This window comes from Pseudomonas sp. FSL R10-0399 (assembly GCF_009600165.1).
Taxonomy (GTDB): domain Bacteria; phylum Pseudomonadota; class Gammaproteobacteria; order Pseudomonadales; family Pseudomonadaceae; genus Aquipseudomonas; species Aquipseudomonas helleri.
In genome coordinates this window covers 58,764-77,277 of record NZ_WIWK01000004.1, presented here as the reverse complement: position 1 = coordinate 77,277, position 18,514 = coordinate 58,764, and the positions used below count along the sequence as shown (strand labels likewise).

18 protein-coding genes are annotated in these 18,514 nt (G+C 59.8%); 9 read left to right on the top strand and 9 right to left on the bottom strand.

The window, feature by feature from the left end; genetic code table 11:
• The first annotated feature begins 13 nt into the window (after window positions 1-13).
• Entirely contained in the window at window positions 14-733 is a 720-nt protein-coding gene (locus GHO41_RS02140; protein WP_048387110.1) for a PA5502 family lipoprotein, read from the top strand.
• A gap of 59 nt (window positions 734-792) precedes the next feature.
• Here GHO41_RS02140 and katE read toward each other — a convergent pair whose 3' ends face one another.
• Complete coding sequence (katE, locus tag GHO41_RS02135; RefSeq protein WP_178109993.1) at window positions 793-2,985, bottom strand: catalase HPII; 2,193 nt, start codon at window positions 2,983-2,985, stop codon at window positions 793-795.
• Between the two features lie 201 nt (window positions 2,986-3,186).
• On the opposite strand from katE, the gene GHO41_RS02130 reads away from it, so the two are divergent.
• The 3 genes from GHO41_RS02130 to GHO41_RS02120 all read left to right on the top strand — a co-directional run bounded on the left by GHO41_RS02130 (window position 3,187) and on the right by GHO41_RS02120 (window position 5,716).
• A complete protein-coding gene (locus GHO41_RS02130) occupies window positions 3,187-4,194 on the top strand; it encodes a methionine ABC transporter ATP-binding protein (RefSeq protein ID WP_048387105.1) in 1,008 nt (335 codons plus the stop codon).
• On the top strand, window positions 4,194-4,868 hold the full coding sequence (locus GHO41_RS02125; RefSeq protein ID WP_048372458.1) for a methionine ABC transporter permease: 675 nt from the start codon (window positions 4,194-4,196) through the stop codon (window positions 4,866-4,868). The genes GHO41_RS02130 and GHO41_RS02125 overlap by 1 nt, the downstream gene beginning before the upstream one ends.
• 77 nt (window positions 4,869-4,945) lie before the next feature.
• On the top strand, window positions 4,946-5,716 hold the full coding sequence (locus tag GHO41_RS02120) for a MetQ/NlpA family ABC transporter substrate-binding protein (RefSeq protein WP_048387104.1): 771 nt from the start codon (window positions 4,946-4,948) through the stop codon (window positions 5,714-5,716).
• 135 nt (window positions 5,717-5,851) lie between these two features.
• Here GHO41_RS02120 and GHO41_RS02115 read toward each other — a convergent pair whose 3' ends face one another.
• Window positions 5,852-6,487: an SCO family protein gene (locus tag GHO41_RS02115; protein WP_153390055.1), complete on the bottom strand. Its 636-nt coding sequence runs from the start codon at window positions 6,485-6,487 to the stop codon at window positions 5,852-5,854.
• 266 nt (window positions 6,488-6,753) lie between these two features.
• Here GHO41_RS02115 and GHO41_RS02110 point away from each other — a divergent pair, with 266 nt between their 5' ends.
• Window positions 6,754-7,389, top strand: coding sequence for a hypothetical protein (locus tag GHO41_RS02110; RefSeq protein WP_153432851.1), 636 nt, complete (start codon window positions 6,754-6,756; stop codon window positions 7,387-7,389).
• Between the two features lie 66 nt (window positions 7,390-7,455).
• Here GHO41_RS02110 and GHO41_RS02105 read toward each other — a convergent pair whose 3' ends face one another.
• The 3 genes from GHO41_RS02105 to GHO41_RS02095 form a co-directional block, all read right to left on the bottom strand.
• Window positions 7,456-8,187: a carbonic anhydrase gene (locus tag GHO41_RS02105; RefSeq protein WP_048372451.1), complete on the bottom strand. Its 732-nt coding sequence runs from the start codon at window positions 8,185-8,187 to the stop codon at window positions 7,456-7,458.
• 145 nt (window positions 8,188-8,332) lie between these two features.
• The gene (locus GHO41_RS02100; RefSeq protein ID WP_123750707.1) at window positions 8,333-8,821 is read right to left on the bottom strand and encodes a DUF523 domain-containing protein; all 489 of its coding nucleotides are present in this window, start codon (window positions 8,819-8,821) and stop codon (window positions 8,333-8,335) included.
• Entirely contained in the window at window positions 8,818-9,453 is a 636-nt protein-coding gene (locus GHO41_RS02095) for a 2OG-Fe(II) oxygenase (RefSeq protein ID WP_153432850.1), read from the bottom strand. Before GHO41_RS02095 ends, GHO41_RS02100 begins: the two co-directional genes overlap by 4 nt.
• A gap of 151 nt (window positions 9,454-9,604) precedes the next feature.
• Between GHO41_RS02095 and GHO41_RS02090 the strand changes: the two genes are divergently transcribed.
• A complete protein-coding gene (locus GHO41_RS02090) occupies window positions 9,605-10,357 on the top strand; it encodes a DUF2059 domain-containing protein (RefSeq protein ID WP_048372444.1) in 753 nt (250 codons plus the stop codon).
• A gap of 7 nt (window positions 10,358-10,364) precedes the next feature.
• Here GHO41_RS02090 and GHO41_RS02085 read toward each other — a convergent pair whose 3' ends face one another.
• Window positions 10,365-10,718, bottom strand: a complete 354-nt coding sequence (locus tag GHO41_RS02085) for a YkgJ family cysteine cluster protein (RefSeq protein ID WP_048372442.1) — start codon at window positions 10,716-10,718, stop codon at window positions 10,365-10,367.
• Between the two features lie 147 nt (window positions 10,719-10,865).
• Here GHO41_RS02085 and GHO41_RS02080 point away from each other — a divergent pair, with 147 nt between their 5' ends.
• Window positions 10,866-12,167, top strand: a complete 1,302-nt coding sequence (locus GHO41_RS02080; protein WP_153334447.1) for an FAD-binding oxidoreductase — start codon at window positions 10,866-10,868, stop codon at window positions 12,165-12,167.
• A 79-nt stretch (window positions 12,168-12,246) separates the two neighbouring features.
• Here GHO41_RS02080 and GHO41_RS02075 read toward each other — a convergent pair whose 3' ends face one another.
• Window positions 12,247-12,438, bottom strand: a complete 192-nt coding sequence (locus GHO41_RS02075; protein WP_256677163.1) for a DUF1127 domain-containing protein — start codon at window positions 12,436-12,438, stop codon at window positions 12,247-12,249.
• Window positions 12,439-12,607: 169 nt separating this feature from the next.
• Between GHO41_RS02075 and GHO41_RS02070 the strand changes: the two genes are divergently transcribed.
• Both GHO41_RS02070 and GHO41_RS02065 read left to right on the top strand, forming a co-directional pair.
• Window positions 12,608-14,044: a PLP-dependent aminotransferase family protein gene (locus GHO41_RS02070; protein ID WP_153390051.1), complete on the top strand. Its 1,437-nt coding sequence runs from the start codon at window positions 12,608-12,610 to the stop codon at window positions 14,042-14,044.
• Entirely contained in the window at window positions 14,044-15,609 is a 1,566-nt protein-coding gene (locus GHO41_RS02065; RefSeq protein ID WP_153432849.1) for a phospholipase D family protein, read from the top strand. The genes GHO41_RS02070 and GHO41_RS02065 overlap by 1 nt, the downstream gene beginning before the upstream one ends.
• Window positions 15,610-15,611: 2 nt before the next feature.
• Here GHO41_RS02065 and GHO41_RS02060 read toward each other — a convergent pair whose 3' ends face one another.
• Window positions 15,612-16,757 carry an MFS transporter gene (locus tag GHO41_RS02060; RefSeq protein WP_153432848.1) on the bottom strand — a complete coding sequence of 382 codons (1,146 nt, stop codon included), beginning with the start codon at window positions 16,755-16,757 and terminating at the stop codon, window positions 15,612-15,614.
• A gap of 118 nt (window positions 16,758-16,875) precedes the next feature.
• Entirely contained in the window at window positions 16,876-18,369 is a 1,494-nt protein-coding gene (locus GHO41_RS02055; RefSeq protein ID WP_048372429.1) for an aldehyde dehydrogenase, read from the bottom strand.
• Window positions 18,370-18,514 lie beyond the last annotated feature (145 nt).

The following is an 18,514-nucleotide window of genomic DNA, read 5'->3' as shown; positions in this document are numbered from 1 at the left end:
GAGAGCCGCAGGAATGAAGCTGTTTAACTCACGTTATGTGCTCCTGGCCGCATTTTCCTTGCTGCTGGGCGCCTGCCAAAGCACGCCAACGGCCGTCAATCAGGTCGAGCAAGCGCGTGCCGGAGCCATCGCACAGCTGGAGCAAAACCTGGCCAGCAGCGAACTCGCGACCGCCGAAGATCAGTTGGCCGCCTTGCAGGCCCAAACCCCGGATGACCCGCAGTTGGTGCAGTACCAGCGTCAATTGGCTGAGGCTTACCTGCAACGCAGCCAGATCGTGCTGCAAAAGGGTGATGTCAACGCCGCTGCGACGGCCTTGAGCCGTGCACGGGCATTAATGCCTAAAGCCCCGGCCCTGACCGGTGGCGTCAACAGCGCCATCACCCAGGCGCGCAAGGCCGAGCTGGATAAAGCCGAAGCAGCACTCAAGGCGGCGGAAGCGCGACCAGCGGCCAAGGTCATTGATCCTGCGGCGCCGTTCACCACCGTTACCTTGAACATCACCGATATTGGCAAACTTCGCCATCAACTGGATTTGATCGCGCAAGACATTGTCAATTATCAGTGCGCGGTCAGCCTGCAGGTGCCACGCACCGCTGATTACCCGTGGCTGGCCACGTTGATCAGCAAACGCGTGAAAAAGCTCGACCCCGGCTTTGACCTGAGCCTTGAGCGTCAGATCATCCGCCATGTGCCTGCGCAAGTGGTACTGACGCCCAGCAAGCCCGAATAAAGAGCGTGGCTGTTGCCCAAGCGCTAATAGCGTTTGGGCAACAGCCAGGCGTCTATCCCTTAAGCCGGAATAGCCTTGACCTTCGGTTCCCGTGCCCAGACGCGATGCTGCGCAATGGCTGCAAAAAACGCCTTCAGGTCCTGAGCGTCCTTGATCGCCAACAACCCGTCATCCACCTGTAAATGCAGCACATCCAGCAGTTGTCTGGCGTCGCCGTGCACAGCGATGGGCTTGAGGTGCTTGTAGGCTTCCAGCAGGTAATGCAACGCCACCCCGTCGCCACTCAGTGCCTTGATCGACTCTGCGCCTCCCGGCACAAACACGGCGTCAAAGGCCACTGACGGCAAACCTTCCATCGAACCGTCCACGTTCAGCAGCTTGCCCTCTGCTGTTTTGACCGGGGCAGACGTCGGCCCCAGCAATTTGGCGTGGGCGCCTTGCGCGGTCAGTGCCTTTTTCAGCGCTTCAATGGCTTTGCCTTCCACACCGTTGGCGGCCAGCACGGCCACTTTGCGGGTTTTGATATTGCCCGGCAGCAAGTTGGCCTGACTCAGCGCGGGCGAAGCGCTGACGCTGGTTTTACGCGCAGGCACAGTGCCCGCCTTCGGTGCGGGCAGCCCCAGGTTTTCTGCGACGCGCCGCGCCAACTCAAGGTCGATGTTGGCCAGGATCTCATCCACCTGGCGTGCGCGGATGTGCTCGCGCTCAACCTTGCCCAATTCAAAGCTGTAGGCCGCGATGATGTGCTCTTGTTCATGTTTGCTCATGCTGTTGAAAAACAGCCGGGCCTGGGAAAAGTGATCGCTGAACGAGTCGCTGCGCTGACGTATTTTGTTGGCGTCAATGCGCTCCGGGTACGACTCAAAGCCCCCGTCTTGCGCAGCGGGCGGGGTTTCTTTCGGCCAGCCGCCATCAATGGAGTTAGGCTCGTAAGACGCACGGCCCTTGTTGATCGTGCTGCGGTGCTGAGCGTCGCGCTGATTGTTGGAAAAAGGGCAGACAGGGCGGTTGATCGGAATCTCGTGGAAATTCGGCCCGCCCAAGCGGCTGATTTGCGTGTCGGTGTACGAAAACAGACGGCCTTGCAGCAGCGGGTCGTTAGAGAAGTCGATGCCCGGCACGATATGCCCAGGGCAGAACGCCACCTGTTCGGTTTCCGCAAAAAAGTTATCAGGGTTGCGGTTAAGGACCATCTTGCCCAGCGGTGTAATCGGCACCTGTTCTTCGGGGATCAGCTTGGTCGGATCAAGAATGTCGAAGTCGAACGTGTGCTCGTCTTCCTCGGCAATGATCTGTACGCCGAATTCCCATTCCGGATAATCGCCGGTTTCAATCGACTCCCACAGATCACGCCGATGGTAATCGGTGTCTTTACCGGCGAGCTTTTGCGCTTCGTCCCACACCAGAGAGCAAGTCCCTACGCTAGGGCGCCAGTGGAATTTAACGAAATGTGATTTCCCCTCGGCGTTGATGAAGCGGAAGGTGTGCACGCCAAAGCCCTGCATGCTGCGCAGGCTTTTCGGGATCGCCCGGTCGGACATCGCCCAGATGACCATGTGCGCAGACTCCGGCACCAGCGAGACAAAATCCCAGAAGGTGTCATGCGCCGAACCGCCGGTGGGCATTTCATTGTGGGGTTCGGGTTTGACCGCATGCACGAAGTCAGGAAACTTGATCGCGTCCTGAATAAAGAACACCGGCATGTTGTTGCCGACCAGGTCGAAGTTGCCTTCATCGGTAAAAAACTTGACTGCAAACCCACGCACGTCACGCACGGTATCGCCCGAGCCCCGGGGGCCCTGAACGGTCGAAAAGCGCACGAATACCGGCGTTTTTTTATCTGGATCTTGCAGGAAACCGGCTTTGGTCAGGGCGCTGTGGGCTTTATAGGTCTGGAAATAGCCGTGAGCGCCGGTTCCGCGTGCGTGGACGATGCGCTCCGGGATTCGCTCGTGGTCAAAATGCGTGATCTTTTCACGCATGATGAAGTCTTCCAGCAGGGACGGGCCACGCGCCCCTGCTTTGAGGGTGTTTTGGTTATCCGCAATCTTCACGCCTTGATTGGTTCTGAGCGCCTGTTGGGTCGCATCGTCGCGGAAGGCTTCGAGGTTTTCCAATTTGACGTTCGTGTTGCCACGATCCAAGGTGTCGGTGCCGGCCATCTGGCTCTTGGGTGAAGACGGTTTTTTGCTACTCATCAGACTAAGCTCCTTGTTGATGAAAGCCCCACGGGCTGGGCTTCTTGGACATATATCCCGTTGCGGGATGTGAGGTGCTGTTAGTACTGACTGGCGCCTGTTGTGGTCGTTCCTTATTTCTGACCATCAGTCGTCTTATCGCCAAATCAAAGGTCTTCGCTCAAATAAATGCTAAGAACCTCTATAAGGACAGGCTAAAATGCGCGCCCGGCTAACCGCTGATCTTCTATTTACGCGCCCCACAAGGTTCGCTACGTGATTGAGTTTCATAACGTTCATAAAACTTACCGGGTCGCCGGTAAGGACATTCCCGCCCTGCACTCCACGAGTTTGCGTGTTGAGAGCGGTCAGGTATTTGGCCTGATTGGCCATTCCGGCGCGGGTAAAAGTACATTGCTGCGCCTGATCAACCGCCTCGAAACACCGAGCGGCGGGCAGATCATCGTCGACAACGAAGACGTGACCGCCATGGATGCCAATGGCCTGCGGCGTTTCCGTCAGCAAGTCGGGATGATCTTCCAGCACTTCAACCTGCTGGCGTCCAAGACCGTTGCTGACAACGTGGCGATGCCGCTGACGCTGGCGGGCGAATTGTCCCGCAGTGAAATCGACCAACGGGTGGCCGAGTTGCTGGCGCGCGTGGGCCTGTCAGACCATGCCAAGAAATACCCGGCGCAACTGTCAGGCGGTCAAAAACAACGCGTGGGCATTGCCCGTGCCTTGTCCACCAAGCCAAAAGTCTTGCTGTGTGACGAAGCCACCAGCGCGCTCGACCCGCAAACCACGGCGTCGGTCCTGCAATTGCTGGCTGAAATTAACCGCGAGCTGAAGCTGACCATCGTGCTCATCACCCACGAGATGGATGTGATCCGCCGTGTGTGTGACGAAGTGGCGGTGATGGACGCTGGCGTGATCGTCGAGCAAGGTCCGGTGGCCGAGGTGTTCTTGCACCCCAAGCACCCGACCACCAAGCGTTTTGTGCAGGAAGACGAGCAGATCGACGAAGGTGAGCAGCGCGATGATTTCGCCCATGTGCCGGGGCGCATTGTGCGCCTGACGTTCCAGGGCCAGGCCACCTACGCGCCGCTGCTGGGCACCATCGCCCGCGAAACGGGTGTGGACTACAGCATCCTGGCGGGTCGGATCGACCGCATCAAAGACACCCCCTACGGGCAACTGACCCTCGCCATCACCGGTGGCGACATGGACGCCGCTTTCGCCCGCTTTACCGCGGCTGACGTCCATATGGAGGTACTGCGTTAATGGACTCTTTACTGAGCTTTTTCACCAATATCGATTGGTTCGAAATCTGGCTGGCCACCGGCGATACCTTGATGATGCTCGGCGGCTCGCTGCTGTTCACCATCCTGCTGGGCCTGCCGCTGGGCGTGCTGCTGTTTCTGTGCAGCCCGCGCCAACTGTTTGAACAAAAAACCGTGTACGCCCTGCTGTCGCTGCTGGTGAACATTCTGCGTTCGTTGCCGTTCATCATCCTGTTGATCGTGATGATCCCGTTCACCGTGTTAATTACCGGCACCTCGCTGGGCGTCGCGGGTGCGATTCCGCCTTTGGTGGTCGGTGCAACCCCGTTCTTCGCCCGTCTGGTAGAAACGGCCTTGCGTGAAGTTGACCGTGGCATCATCGAAGCCACCCAGTCGATGGGCGCCAGCACCCGTCAGATCATTACCAGCGCCTTGCTGCCAGAAGCCCGCCCGGGCATTTTTGCAGCGATTACCGTGACCGCGATTACGCTGGTGTCCTACACCGCCATGGCGGGTGTGGTGGGTGCGGGCGGCCTCGGGGACCTGGCGATTCGTTTCGGCTACCAACGTTTCCAGACTGACGTGATGATTGTCACGGTGGTGCTGTTGTTGATTCTGGTGCAGATTCTGCAAACCGTCGGTGATCGGCTGGTGGTGCACTTCTCGCGCAAGTAAGGCCTCGCTTTAAACACATAATAGCCAGCGCTGTGCTGGCAGATACCTGGAGTCAGGTGTTCACAAGGAGCTGTTGAATGAAGAAGTTATTTGCTGCTGTGGCCGCTGTAGCGGCATTTTCTGCCCACGCAGGTGATCTGTCGGTGGCAGCGACTCCGGTCCCTCATGCTGAGATCCTGGAGTTCGTTAAGCCGGCTCTGGCTAAAGAGGGCGTGAACCTCAAGGTCAAAGTGTTCACTGACTACGTTCAACCCAACGTACAAGTGGCGGAAAAGCGTCTGGACGCCAACTTCTTCCAGCACCAGCCTTACCTGGATGAGTTCAACAAATCCAAAGGCACTGACCTGGTCAGCGTAGCGGCCGTGCACCTTGAGCCGCTGGGCGCGTACTCCAGCAAATACAAAAAGCTTGATGAGCTTAAAGACGGCGCCACCGTGGTGATCCCGAACGATGCCACCAACGGCGGCCGTGCGCTGTTGCTGCTGGACAAGGCGGGGTTGATCAAGCTCAAGGACTCGAAAAACATCCTGTCGACGCCAAAAGACATCGTTGAAAACAAGAAAAACCTGAAATTCCGCGAGCTTGAAGCAGCGACGATTCCACGCGTGCTGACCCAGGTTGATCTGGCGCTGATCAACACCAACTACGCGCTGGAAGCCAAGCTGAACCCGGAAAAAGACGCACTGGTCATTGAAGGCAGCGACTCGCCTTACGTGAACATCCTGGTTGCACGCCCGGACGACAAAGACTCTGAAGACATGAAAAAGCTGGTCGCTGCCCTGCACACGCCAGAAGTGAAAGCCTTCATTCTTGAGAAGTACAAAGGCGCCATCCTGCCGGCGTTCTGATACCGATGATCCGGGCAAACCCGATCCCCTTGTGGGAGCGGGCTTGCTCGCGATTCATACCATTGAATCCTGATGACACACCTTGGTGATCCCATCGCGAGCAAGCCCGCTCCCACCGATGTGTGTACTAATCCCTTACTTCCTCTCTACCAGCCCCGGCAACTGGGCAACCATCTTTTGCGTGTTGAACGGCGCGCGGATAAAACCACGTTGAGTGCCGTCCGGCCCGATCAGCGCCAGGTTACCGCTGTGATCCACGGTGTAGTTCGGCTTGCTGGTATCTGGCGGGATAAACGGGATGCTCACGGCGTTCGCCAATGTTTGCAGTTGCTCGGTTGAGCCCGGCGTCAGACCGACAAATTGCGGGTCGAAGTAGCTCAGGTATTTTTTGAGCTGCTGCGGGGTGTCCCGGTTCGGGTCGACACTCACCAGCACCACTTGCAGCTTGTCCTGGACCGCTTTTGGCAGCTCGCTTTTGATCTGGCGCAACTGGGAAAGCGTGGTCGGGCAGATGTCCGGGCAGTAGGTGTAGCCAAAAAACAGCAGGCTCCACTTGTCCTTCAGCTCATTAATAAGCACCGGCTGACCGTCCTGGTTGGTCAGGGTGATGGCCGGTAGATGGCGACTTTGTGGCAGCAGAATAATCCCGGCCTCGGTCAGCGCCGTGTTGTTGCCCTGACTGCTGCGCGACATCAGGCTGTTGAAGATCAGCCCCATGATCAACGCTAGCAGCGCGACCAGGATAAAGACGTTTCTTTGGGTTTTAGTCATAGGTTCATCACAACGTAGTGGTCGATAAACAACGCGAGAAGACAGCGTACGTGAAGGCCGGGCTAACAGCCTGTGGCCCATTGCCACGGTACAACACTGATCGGTTAAGATGCGCGCCCAAAATGAAAACCTGACCCCCGCGACAAATGGCACTCACTGCCCGATTAAAAAATGACCGACAATACGCCCCCTGAAAAAAAGGCCCTCTTTTGCAGTGAGCGTCTTTTAAAGCACTTCCCTGATTCAGCGCCCCCCTTGGAGTTCCCATGAACACCGCCGATATTCGCGCGCAGATCTCGCGTGCCCAAGAACTTGATGCCAAAAGTGGCCTGCTCACCCAGCATTTGACGACCCGCCTTCCCCGCCTGCATTCGGCGATTCAGCTACCTGAATCCGATCGGAACGCGGTAATGACCCGTTTTGTCAGCGCCTATATCGACCAGGTGCCGGACTTGCTCGATGCAGCCCATGCGGTCGCTCGCGAGGCGGGTATCGAATCACAGATCGAGCCTGTACTGAAAATTGCCGAGCAGTTTTTTGTTCAGCCCCCGTCACTGCTGGACGGTCATGAAGGGCTTGAAGGTTTACTCGACGAAGCGTACCTGGCGCACCGGTTGGTTGAAGAGGTCAACGATCTCTACATCAAGCACTTTCAGCAGCCGTTGATCCCGCTGGACATGACCGTGGCCAACGTGATTGCTCACCACTTGGTCGGCGAGGCGTTTGCCAACCAGCTCGATGAGGCTGTGCATCACGCGGTGGATGAACTGCTTGATGAAGAAAGCTTTGCGCTGGAGTCGGTTGAAGCCTATCGCGGCAAGCTCACCAGCCCGGACACGCGGGCTGCATGGGAGCGTTGGCCGTGCCTGTCCAAGCAATTGGGCGTCGGCCTGGCGTTGTAATCCCCCGCTTGCCTCGTGATCTTTTAACGGGCAAAAGATCACGAGGCCCGCTTCTGCCGTCCGGGGTTAAAACCGGGCTTTAGGCGTTGCGCTCGGGATCGGGTTGGTTCCGTCCAGCGGGCGGAAGGTGCCGGTGTCGGCGTCGTAAGCCTTGATCGCGCTGGTCTCGATGTCATAGACCCAGCCATGAATGAACAAATGCCCGCTGGCCATGCGCGACGCCACGGACGGGTGGGTGCGCAAGTGTTGCAGCTGGGCGATCACGTTTTCTTCCGTCAGCACGTGCATGCTTTCGGACTCGTTGGCGCAGTTGCAGTTGTCCTGCACCATGGTTTTCGCCACTTCTACGTGATGCAGCCAGGCTTTTACCGTCGGCATCTTTTTCAGCGAGGCCGGGTTGAGTACAGCGCGCATCGCGCCGCAATCCGAATGCCCGCAAATGATGATGTGCTGCACGCCCAATGCCAGCACCGCGTACTCAATGGCGGTGGAAACGCCACCGTTCATCTGGCCGTAAGGCGGAACGACGTTGCCCACGTTACGCGTCACAAACAGATCGCCCGGTGCACTTTGAGTGATCAGTTCCGGGACGATGCGCGAGTCGGCGCAGGCAATAAACATCGCGCGCGGGCTTTGTGCCGTGGCGAGCTTTTTGAAGAAGGCTTCCTGTTCAGGAAAGATCTCGTGATGGAAGTGTAAAAAACCATCCACGATGTGGTGCAAGGCCGCATCGGCACTTTCGGCGGGTGAAGTGTTGGCGGTAGAGGCAGTGGGTTGTGGTTTCTGCTTGTCGCTCATATAAATCCCCTGGGCAAAGTGGCACCGGATGTTACACGCACACACCGTAAAACTGTAGTCGCTGCCGCAGGCTGCGAAGGGTTGCGAAGCAACCCGTTTCTCAAATTACCGCAGACCTTCGCAGCCTTCGGCAGCGACTACGCCATCAGGAAATATCGGCCAACGCCTGCGCAGCTTCGGCCAGTTCCAGCTCATTGAACACCTGAACTCCGGCAGCGCTGAGCAGGGCAGCGGTCACGCCCTGGCCTGCCACCTTAGTGCCGCTGAAGCTGCCGTCGTAGGTCAGTCGATTGCCACACGACGGGCTGTTGGCCTTGAGGATAGCAATGCGAATGCCATGCTGTTTGACCAACTCCAGCGCCTGCTGGGCGCCGGACACAAAGGCTGCGGTCACGTCCTCGCCGTCGGTGGTGATGACCGGCGCGCGGCCGCTGAGGACTTCAACCCCTTGCCCGCCCGGAATTTCGGCTGCCGCACGCGGGGTGGGCAAGCCACCGGCGACTTCCGGGCACAGCGCTATCACGCGGCCTTCGTCCTGCCATTTCGCCAACTGGTCATAGGGGCCGCTGGCGCCGCCGTCATAGCGCACGCGATGGCCCAGCAGGCAGCGGCTGACCAGCACTTTGGCGCTCATAGCAGCACCTCGGTGGCGCGACGTCGGAACCAGCCGGTCAATGACAGCCGGTCGCGGGTAGCGGGCAGCACTTCATGGGGGATCTCGCCCGACAGGAACACCACCAGGCAGCCACCGGTCGGCAACACGTCGTAATCGCCCCTGTCATCAAGGTACATGCGCAAGTGCCCGCCGTGCTCAGGCAGCCAGGACTGATTGAGGTAGAGCACCGCCGACACCATGCGCCGGTCGTCGTCGCGAAAGCGGTCCAGGTGCTTGAGGTAAAACGCACCGGGCGGGTAGAGCGCGAAGTGACTTTCAAAGTCCTCCAGGCCCAAAAAAAGCCTGCGATTCATGGCGATTCGCAGGCTTTCCATTAACCCTAAGTACTTGTCGCAGGCTAAAGCCTCTCCCTGCTCCAGCCATTGAATATGGTCGCCGCGGATGCCCTCGCGAACCTCTTGCGCCGGGCCACGGCCAACGGCCGCTGGGGTCAATTCGCCTTCAGTTGCACGTTTATGGCACTCAGCCGCCAGTTCGAGGGTCAAAGCCTCGGGCATAAAAATGTTTTGCTGTGACCATCCCTGCGCGTACAGGTCGTCGACGATGCGTAGCAACAGCGGGTGATCAGAGGGTATTTGCATGGCGCGCATAATATCGATACGCCTGAAAATCTGACAGCTCCGTCTAGCTGGCCACGCAGAAATATTTCATCTGGTCATTTAAAGCCTCTGGGGCGAGACGAATTCTCGACAAGTCCTACGCTGGCCCCGGACAATAGCGCCTAGCTGACAGGAGTCCTTCATGCGCCGCTTGTTTTTACTGTTAATGATGTGTTGTTCGTTACCCGCATGGGCAGACCACCTCGATGATCTATTCACCGTTGCCGGTTGGCCTGAGCAACGCGCGCATTTCACTGACGCCCTTAATGCCGCTCAAGAGCGCTACCGCAACAACTTGCCGCCTGCGGTTTATCAGGCGCTGGTCAACAACAGCAGCCAGCGTTTTGCCGCGCAGGCGATGGACCAGCGAGCCAAAGGGCAGATGCGCGAGAAGCTGCCGAATCCTGATCCAGCCCTGGCTTTTTTCCAGACAGAGCTGGGCCGTAAAATTGTGGCCGCTGAATTGTTGGCCACCCGCCGTGATCAGTTGGCCAAGCACGCGCAAGGCTTGCCGCGGGTTGAGGCGAGCGCCACGCGTCAGTTGCTGATTAACCATTTGTCCAATGCCTTGCCAGCGAGCGAGGCAGGGGCTGAGGTCACGCTGGCCATTGCCGGTGTGGCGGCAGACAGCCTGAGTGCGATGATTCCTGGCCTGCTGGGCAGCACACAGGTACAAGGCGCGCTCAACGGCCAGCGCCAGCGGCTGATGGAGCAGATCGCAGGGGAGCTGGATAACACGTTGTTGTACGTGTACCGCGACTTGTCGGACCCGGAGCTGGAAGAGTTTGTGACGTTCGCGGAGTCGCCTGACGGCAAAACCTACTACCTGGCCGCGTTGGCTGCGATTCGCGCCGGCTTGGCTGTAGGGCAAAGCACTTCTAGCCTGGCCCAATAACGGTGCGTTAAACCAGCACCTGCCGGGTGCTGGCAATGTACTCATGCACCAGCTTCTCCGCGCTGGGGTGAATCATCTCCAGCGGGCGGCGGCCATTGGGGCAGGGCAGCGTCGGCGTGGTGCCGAACAGACGACAAATAAGCGGGCGTTCGTCATACACCGTGCAGCCGTTCGGCCCCAGGTGCACACAGTTCAGCTCATTCAGGGCGGCTTCTTGCTCGGCTGCGGTCTTGCGCGGCAAACGGGCCATTTCTTCCGATGACGTGGTCACAGGCCCACAGCAGTCATGGCAACCCGGCACGCATTCAAACGACGGAATTTGCTGCCTGAGAAAGCGGATTTTATGACTGTTGCAGCTCATTTATTGCCCATTGCACGTGAAAAGGCCGCAGAGTCTGCCTGAAAAGCAGCGGCCTAGACAGCATCGTACGGCCGGTCTTGCCCCTCGCGATTGGCACGGCTTATGCTCCGTAAAATTTTCCAAACATAAACAATCAGGATTACGCACATGAGCGCCCCCGTTCAGCGCAGCCAGCACACCGCCTCTTATTACGCCGCCAGCAGCTTGCCGCAGCCTGACCATCCGGTGTTGCAAGGTGACGTGGTGGCCGATGTGTGCGTGGTCGGTGGCGGGTTTTCCGGGCTGAACACGGCGCTGGAACTGGCCGAGCGCGGCATGAGCGTAGTCCTGCTTGAAGCCCATAAAATCGGTTGGGGTGCCAGCGGGCGTAACGGCGGGCAACTGATTCGCGGTGTCGGCCATGGCCTGGACCAGTTTGAAGGGGTGATCGGCAAAGACGGCGTGCGGCAAATGAAGCTCATGGGGCTGGAGGCGGTTGAGATCGTCCGCCAGCGCGTCGAGCGGTTCAACATCGCCTGCGACCTGACCTGGGGTTACTGCGACTTGGCCAACAAGCCCCGCGACCTCGAAGGCTTTGCCGAGGAGGCGCAAGAACTCCGCGACTTGGGCTATCGCCACGAAACCCGCCTGCTGCAAGCCAACGAAGTGCACACCGTGGTGGGCTCGGATCGTTACGTGGGCGGGTTTATCGACATGGGCTCGGGCCACCTGCACCCGCTTAACCTGGCCTTGGGTGAGGCCGCTGCTGCGGCTCAGCTGGGCGTAAAACTGTTCGAACACTCGGCCGTCACCCGTATCGATTACGGCCCCGAAGTGCGTGTGCACACCGCGCAAGGCTCGGTCCGCGCGAAAACCCTGGTGCTGGGCTGCAACGCTTACCTTCAGGGTTTGAACCCGCACCTCAGCGGGAAAGTCCTGCCGGCGGGCAGCTACATCATTGCCACCGAGCCGTTGACCCAAGCGCAGGCCCACGCCTTGCTGCCGCAAAACATGGCGGTGTGCGATCAGCGCGTGGCGCTGGATTACTACCGGCTCTCGGCGGATCGCCGCTTGCTGTTCGGCGGTGCCTGCCATTATTCGGGCCGCGACCCGCAGGACATTGGTGCTTACATGCGGCCCAAGATGCTGGACGTGTTCCCGCACCTTAAAGACGTGAAGATTGATTACCAGTGGGGCGGCATGATCGGGATTGGCGCCAACCGTTTGCCGCAGATTGGCCGCCTGCCGGACCAACCCAACGTGTATTACGCCCAGGCGTACTCAGGCCACGGGGTGAACGCCACGCACCTGGCGGGCAAGTTGCTGGCCGAAGCCATCAGCGGCCAGCACAGCACCGGTTTTGATCTGTTTAATCAGGTCCCGCACATCACCTTCCCGGGCGGCAAATACCTGCGCTCGCCGTTGCTGGCGCTGGGTATGCTCTGGCACCGGCTCAAAGAACTCGCCTGATTGCTGTAGGAGCGAGCTTGTCTCGCGATCTTTTGATCTTTAAAAGATCGCGAGGCAAGCCCGCTCCTACAAAGATGTATCAAGAGCGCCAAAACGGTTTGCGGCCTTCGTGTCTGGCCACTTCGGCACTCAAGCCCACGTCTTGCAGTTGCTGCGCGTCCAGCTTGCGCAAGGCGCGGCGGGTGCGGGAGCGATGCCAGAACAGACTCCAGCGTCCCAGGTGCGTAGGCTGGCTGTTAGGTTTCGGGTGTACATCGCTAAAGGCATTCATCGCGCAGCTCCTTTTGACTCCATTGCATTGAGTCAGCATGATGGCCTTACGCCGAAAACCATGACAGATTCAGCATTCAGCTATTAACTGCATACAGATGCGGGCTTTTAAGCGCTGAATCCTTGGTTTTTACCCTATCTGTACTGGTCCTCCTTTCAAGAGCCCCGCCATGACCCTTTACATCAACCTCGCCGAGTTGCTGGGTACACGCATCAAGCAGGGCTTTTACCGGCCCGGCGACCGCCTGCCGTCGGTGCGGGCCTTGAGCGTCGAGCACGGTGTCAGCTTGAGCACGGTGCAGCAGGCGTATCGCGTGCTGGAGGACCAGGCACTGGCGTTGCCGCGCCCCAAGTCGGGTTATTTCGTGCCGATGGAGCGCGAGTTGCCCGCTTTACCGGGCATGGGCAAACCGGCGCAGCGCCCGGTGGAGATCTCTCAGTGGGAGCAGGTGCTGGAGCTGGTGCGTTCGGTGCCGCAAAAAGACGTCATACAGCTGGGACGCGGCATGCCGGACGTATACACGCCGACCATCAAGCCGCTGCTGCGCAGCCTGGCGCAGATCAGCCGGCGCCTCGATTTGCCCGGCCTGCATTACGACAACGTCTACGGCGTGTTGGCCTTGCGTGAGCAAATCGCGCGCTTGTTGCTCGACTCAGGCTGCCAGTTGGGCGCTCAGGATCTGGTGATTACCACCGGGTGCCATGAAGCCCTGTCGTGCAGCATTCGGGCGGTGTGTGAGCCGGGCGATATTGTTGCGGTCGACTCGCCGAGCTTTCACGGCGCCATGCAAACCCTCAAGGGGTTGGGCATGAAAGCGCTGGAGATCCCCACCGATCCGCTCACCGGCATCAGCCTCGAAGCGCTCGAACTGGCGCTGGAGCAGTGGCCGATCAAGGCGATTCAGGTCACCCCCAGTTGCAACAACCCGCTGGGCTACATCATGCCCGAGGCGCGCAAGCGGGCGCTGGTGGCCTTGGCGCAGCGCTTTGATGTGGCCATTATCGAGGATGATGTGTACGGCGAGCTGGCCTACACCTACCCGCGTCCGCGTACTGTGAAGTCGTTCGACGATGATGGCCGCGTGCTTTTATGCAGTTCGTTTTCCAAGACCCTGGCACCCGGTCTGCGCGTGGGCTGGGTCGCGCCGGGACGGTATCTGGAGCGGGTGCTGCACATGAAATACATCAACACCGGCTCAACGGCACCGCACCCGCAACTGGCCGTGGCCGAGTTCTTGAAAAATGGCCATTTCGAGCCCCATTTGCGCAAGATGCGCACGCAATACCAGCGTAATCGCGACTTGATGCTCGGTTGGGTCAGCCGCTATTTTCCGCCGGGCACCCGCGCCAGCCGACCTCAGGGTAGCTTTTTGCTCTGGCTGGAGCTGCCAGACGGTTTCGACAGTTTGCGCCTCAACCGCGCGTTGCTGGCGCAAGGCGTACAGATTGCCGTGGGCAGTATTTTTTCGGCGTCCGGCAAGTACCGTCATTGTTTACGAATGAACTACGCTGCCAAACCGACGCTCCAGATCGAAGAAGCGGTGCGTAAAGTCGGTGAAGCTGCCAGCGCGCTGTTGGCACAAGCCGCAAATCATGCCGAGCATTAATGGGGCACCACACGTTGAAATCACTGTGCATATTGCTGTTCGCGTTGTGGCTGGGAGGGTGTAGCACCGTGCAAGTCAACCGTGAGCCGAGTCAGGCATTACCGGCGTCGGGCTCGGCCTTTGGCCGTTCGATTCAGGATCAGGCGGCGGCGTATCAAGGCCGCTCGGGGTTTCGTTTATTGCCCAGGGGCAGTGAAGCGTTTTGGGCACGCGCCGAGCTGATCCGCAACGCGCAGACCAGCCTCGATTTGCAGTACTACATCGTCCATGACGGGCTCAGTACGCGCATGTTGATCGACGAGTTGCTCAAGGCCGCGGATCGCGGGGTGCGCGTGCGCATCTTGCTGGATGACACTGCCAGCGATGGGCTGGACGACATTCTGGCGACCCTTGCGGCCCATCCCAACATTCAAATCCGCCTGTTCAACCCGTTGCAACTGGGCCGCAGTACCGGCGTGACCCGGGCCATGGGGCGGCTGTTCAATCTGTCGCGCCAGCACCGGCGCATGCACAACAAGCTGTGGCTGGCCGACAACAGCGTGGCGATTGTGGGCGGGCGCAATCTGGGCGATGAGTATTTCGATGCCGAACCGGATTTGAACTTCACCGACATCGACCTGCTCAGTGTGGGGCCGGTGGCTGAACAGCTGGGACACAGTTTTGACCAGTACTGGAACAGCGCGCTGAGCCAGCCGATTGGCGATTTTGTTTCTTCGCGGCTGTCCCACGTGGAGTTGACCAAGGCCCGTGGCGCGCTGGAGGCTTCGCTCAAACAGTCGAAAGCGGCGCATCAGGCGCTGTATCAGCAACTCGCCGCTTACGAAACCGATCCGCAACTGGACGTGTGGCGCAGCGAGTTGATTTGGGCGTGGAACCAGGCGCTGTGGGATGCACCGAGCAAGGTGCTGGCGGAGGGCGAGCCGGATCCGCACTTATTGCTGACCACCCAATTGGCCCCGGACCTTTCCGGGGTCAACAAAGAGCTGATTTTGATTTCGGCGTATTTTGTGCCTGGCGAGACGGGCTTGGTGTACCTGACCGGGCGCGCCGATGCCGGGGTTGATGTGCGCTTGCTGACCAATTCGCTGGAGGCCACGGACGTGCCGATTGTGCACGGTGGCTACGCGCCGTATCGCAAGGCGCTGCTGGAACATGGGGTCAAGCTGTATGAGCTGCGCCGTCAGCCGGGGAGCACGGGCGGCAGCGGGTTGCACCTGTTCAAGCCGGGCTTGAGTTCTGATTCGAGTTTGCACAGCAAGGCGATGATCTTCGATCAGCGCAAGTCGTTTATCGGCTCGTTCAATTTCGACCCGCGCTCGGGTTTGTGGAACACCGAAGTCGGCGTGTTGGTGGACAGCCCGGAACTGGCCGCCCAGGCGCGCGACCTGGCCTTGCAAGGTATGTCGCACGCGTTGAGTTATGAGCCGGTGCTGGAGAAAGGGCAGATCGTCTGGGTGACCGAAGATCACGGCCAGTTGCACACCCTGACCTGCGAGCCGGGCAGTTGGTGGCGCCGGCTAAATGCGTGGTTCAGCAAGACGGTTGGGCTGGAGAAGATGTTGTAGTGCTAGGTGGCAGTTTGCTCCGCCCCGAATGCGCCTTGGCGCAGTACCAATATCACCAGGCCAAATGCCCCGGCGGCCATAAACAGCGGCAAGGCGTGGCCGCTGATCCATTGGCTGCCAGCGCCTGCAGCCAGCGGCCCGATCAGGCAGCCAATGCCCCACAACTGCGCCACGTGGGCGTTGGCCCGCACCAGGGCGTCGTCGCGGTAGCGTTCGCCAATCAAGATCAGTGACAAGGTAAACAGCCCGCCCGCGCTGGCGCCAAAAATCACCCACAGCGGCCAGATCAGCAAAGTGTTGAGTAGCAAAGGCACTGCCAGGCTCGACAGCATCAGCAGGACCGCATAACCGGTAAACAGCGAGCGCCGTGACACACGGTCTGCCAGCGCGCCAATCGGCAGTTGCAGCAGGGCATCGCCCACCACCACGGTGCTGACCATCGCCAGAGCGATGTCGGCAGTAAAGCCCTGGCGCAGGCAATAGATCGGCAGCAACGTCAGAATCATCGCCTCAAAGGCGGCAAACAGCGCCACGGCCCAGGCAATGGCTGGCAAGCCGCGACAGAACTCCAGCAAGTCCTTGAAAGTCACGCGATACGCTTCAGTGACGGGCGCGCCGTCGCGGCCCAGCAACAGCAAGGGCGCCAGTGTCAGCAGAGCCACGCCGATCCAGAAGCCGTAGTCGCCCTCTGAGCCCACCACGCCCAGCAACAGCGGCCCGGACAGTTGGCTCAGGGCGTACGCGCAGCCATACAGTGCGACTAGGCGGCCGCGCCATTGCTCGACCACCAGTTGGTTGATCCAGCTTTCGCCCAAAATAAAAATGACCGTGAGTACCACCCCGATCAGCAGGCGCAGCACCAGCCACACCGGGTAGCTGGGCAGCAACGCCAGCAAGCCGATCGACAGGGCCCCGGCCCATAAGCACAGACGCATCAGGGCCGGTGTGCCCACGCGTGCCGCGAGCTTGCTGGCCACGCTGGCGCCTACCAGCACGCCGATGGCCGGCATGGCGGCCATCACGCCAATGGCAAACCCGCCGTAGCCCCAGCTTTCGAGCCGGAACGACACCAGCGGCATGCTCACGCCCAGCGCCAAACCGACGCTGAGCACGGAGGCCAGCACGGCAAAATAGGTCGCCCAACGCATGTCTGTGCTCCCAAAAAAGGTCAATGCAACGTGAGAGCGGGCTTGCTCGCGATGCCAGCGCAGCGAAGCGCCAGTACCGCGGGCAAGCCCGCTCCCACAGGGTGTTACACGTGTTGTGTTACAGCTTGATCCAGGTGGATTTCAGCTCGGTGTACTTGTCGAACGCGTGCAGCGACTTGTCGCGACCGTTACCCGACTGTTTGAAGCCACCAAACGGCGCGGTCATGTCGCCGCCATCGTATTGGTTGACCCACACGCTGCCAGCGCGCAGGGCTTTGGCGGTCAGGTGCGCCTTGGAGATGTCCGCTGTCCACACCGCTGCGGCCAGGCCGTATGGCGTGTCGTTGGCAATCTGGATGGCTTCGGCGGCGGTGTCGAAAGCAATCACCGACAGGACTGGGCCGAAGATTTCTTCCTGGGCGATTTTCATCGCGTTGCTCACGCCGTCGAAAATGGTCGGCTCAACGTAGGTGCCGCCGGTTTCCTGGAGGATCTGCTTGCCGCCGGTGACCAGTTTGGCGCCTTCGCTGTGACCCGACTGGATGTACGACAGCACGGTGTTCATTTGCTGGGTGTCGACCAGCGCGCCCACGGTGGTCGATGGGTCCAGCGGGTTGCCCGGCTTCCACTCTTTGAGCGCTTCGATAACCAGCGGCAGGAAAGTGTCTTTGATCGAACGTTCGACCAGCAGGCGCGAACCGGCGGTGCAGACTTCACCCTGGTTGAAGGCAATGGCGCTGGCCGCCGCCTTGGCCGCAGCGTGCAGGTCCGGGGCGTCGGCAAAGACGATGTTCGGGCTCTTGCCGCCGGCTTCGAGCCAGACGCGTTTCATGTTGGACTCGCCCGAGTAAATCAGCAGTTGCTTGGCGATTTTGGTCGAGCCGGTGAACACCAGGGTGTCGACGTCATTGTGCAAGGCCAGCGCCTTGCCGACGGTGTGGCCGTAGCCCGGCAGCACGTTCAGCACGCCAGCAGGAATACCGGCTTCAACGGCCAATGCCGCGATGCGGATGGCGGTCAGCGGGGATTTTTCGGACGGTTTGAGGATCACCGAGTTACCGGTCGACAGGGCCGGGCCGAGTTTCCAGCAGGCCATCATCAGCGGGAAGTTCCACGGCACGATGGCGCCAACCACGCCCACTGCTTCGCGGGTAACCAGGCCGAGCTGATTGTGCGGGGTGGCGGCCACTTCGTCGTAAATCTTGTCGATGGCCTCACCGCTCCAGCTCAGGGCATTGGCAGCGCCTGGCACGTCGATGTTCAGCGAGTCGCTGATCGGTTTGCCCATGTCCAGGGTTTCAAGCAGGGCCAGCTCTTCGGCGTGTTGCTTGAGCAGGCCGGCAAAGCGGATCATCACGGCTTTACGTTTGGCTGGCGCCAGACGGGACCAGGCGCCGGATTCGAAGGTCGCACGCGCGTTTTCTACAGCGCGTTGGGCGTCTGCGCTATCGCAGCTGGCAACCTTGCCCAGCAAGCGGCCATCGACCGGGCTGAGGCACTCGAACGTTTCTTTGGAGACCGCGTCGGTGTATTCACCGTTGATGAAGGCGCGACCTTCGATTTTCAGCTGTTGGGCACGTTGTTCCCAGTCACTACGCGTCAGGGTGGTCATTCGAGTGTCCTCCTCTTGATTGAAATACCTACGCCAGCGCGAGTGTAGCGTGGCGTGTCCGGAATGCTGGCCAATCATCCAGAATGATCGGCACGAGGCATGTGCCACCCTAAACCAGTGTCCTGGGGACTTTCAATATATTTGA

Coding starts and splice junctions, on each gene's coding strand:
- GHO41_RS02140 (WP_048387110.1), top strand. CDS start 14: ATGAAGCTGTTTAACTCACGTTATGTGCTCCTGGCCGCATTTTCCTTG.
- GHO41_RS02125 (WP_048372458.1), top strand. CDS start 4,194: ATGGACTCTTTACTGAGCTTTTTCACCAATATCGATTGGTTCGAAATC.
- GHO41_RS02120 (WP_048387104.1), top strand. CDS start 4,946: ATGAAGAAGTTATTTGCTGCTGTGGCCGCTGTAGCGGCATTTTCTGCC.
- GHO41_RS02115 (WP_153390055.1), bottom strand. CDS start 6,487: ATGACTAAAACCCAAAGAAACGTCTTTATCCTGGTCGCGCTGCTAGCG.
- GHO41_RS02110 (WP_153432851.1), top strand. CDS start 6,754: ATGAACACCGCCGATATTCGCGCGCAGATCTCGCGTGCCCAAGAACTT.
- GHO41_RS02105 (WP_048372451.1), bottom strand. CDS start 8,187: ATGAGCGACAAGCAGAAACCACAACCCACTGCCTCTACCGCCAACACT.
- GHO41_RS02100 (WP_123750707.1), bottom strand. CDS start 8,821: ATGAGCGCCAAAGTGCTGGTCAGCCGCTGCCTGCTGGGCCATCGCGTG.
- GHO41_RS02095 (WP_153432850.1), bottom strand. CDS start 9,453: ATGCGCGCCATGCAAATACCCTCTGATCACCCGCTGTTGCTACGCATC.
- GHO41_RS02090 (WP_048372444.1), top strand. CDS start 9,605: ATGCGCCGCTTGTTTTTACTGTTAATGATGTGTTGTTCGTTACCCGCA.
- GHO41_RS02085 (WP_048372442.1), bottom strand. CDS start 10,718: ATGAGCTGCAACAGTCATAAAATCCGCTTTCTCAGGCAGCAAATTCCG.
- GHO41_RS02080 (WP_153334447.1), top strand. CDS start 10,866: ATGAGCGCCCCCGTTCAGCGCAGCCAGCACACCGCCTCTTATTACGCC.
- GHO41_RS02075 (WP_256677163.1), bottom strand. CDS start 12,438: ATGAATGCCTTTAGCGATGTACACCCGAAACCTAACAGCCAGCCTACG.
- GHO41_RS02070 (WP_153390051.1), top strand. CDS start 12,608: ATGACCCTTTACATCAACCTCGCCGAGTTGCTGGGTACACGCATCAAG.
- GHO41_RS02065 (WP_153432849.1), top strand. CDS start 14,044: ATGGGGCACCACACGTTGAAATCACTGTGCATATTGCTGTTCGCGTTG.
- GHO41_RS02060 (WP_153432848.1), bottom strand. CDS start 16,757: ATGCGTTGGGCGACCTATTTTGCCGTGCTGGCCTCCGTGCTCAGCGTC.
- GHO41_RS02055 (WP_048372429.1), bottom strand. CDS start 18,369: ATGACCACCCTGACGCGTAGTGACTGGGAACAACGTGCCCAACAGCTG.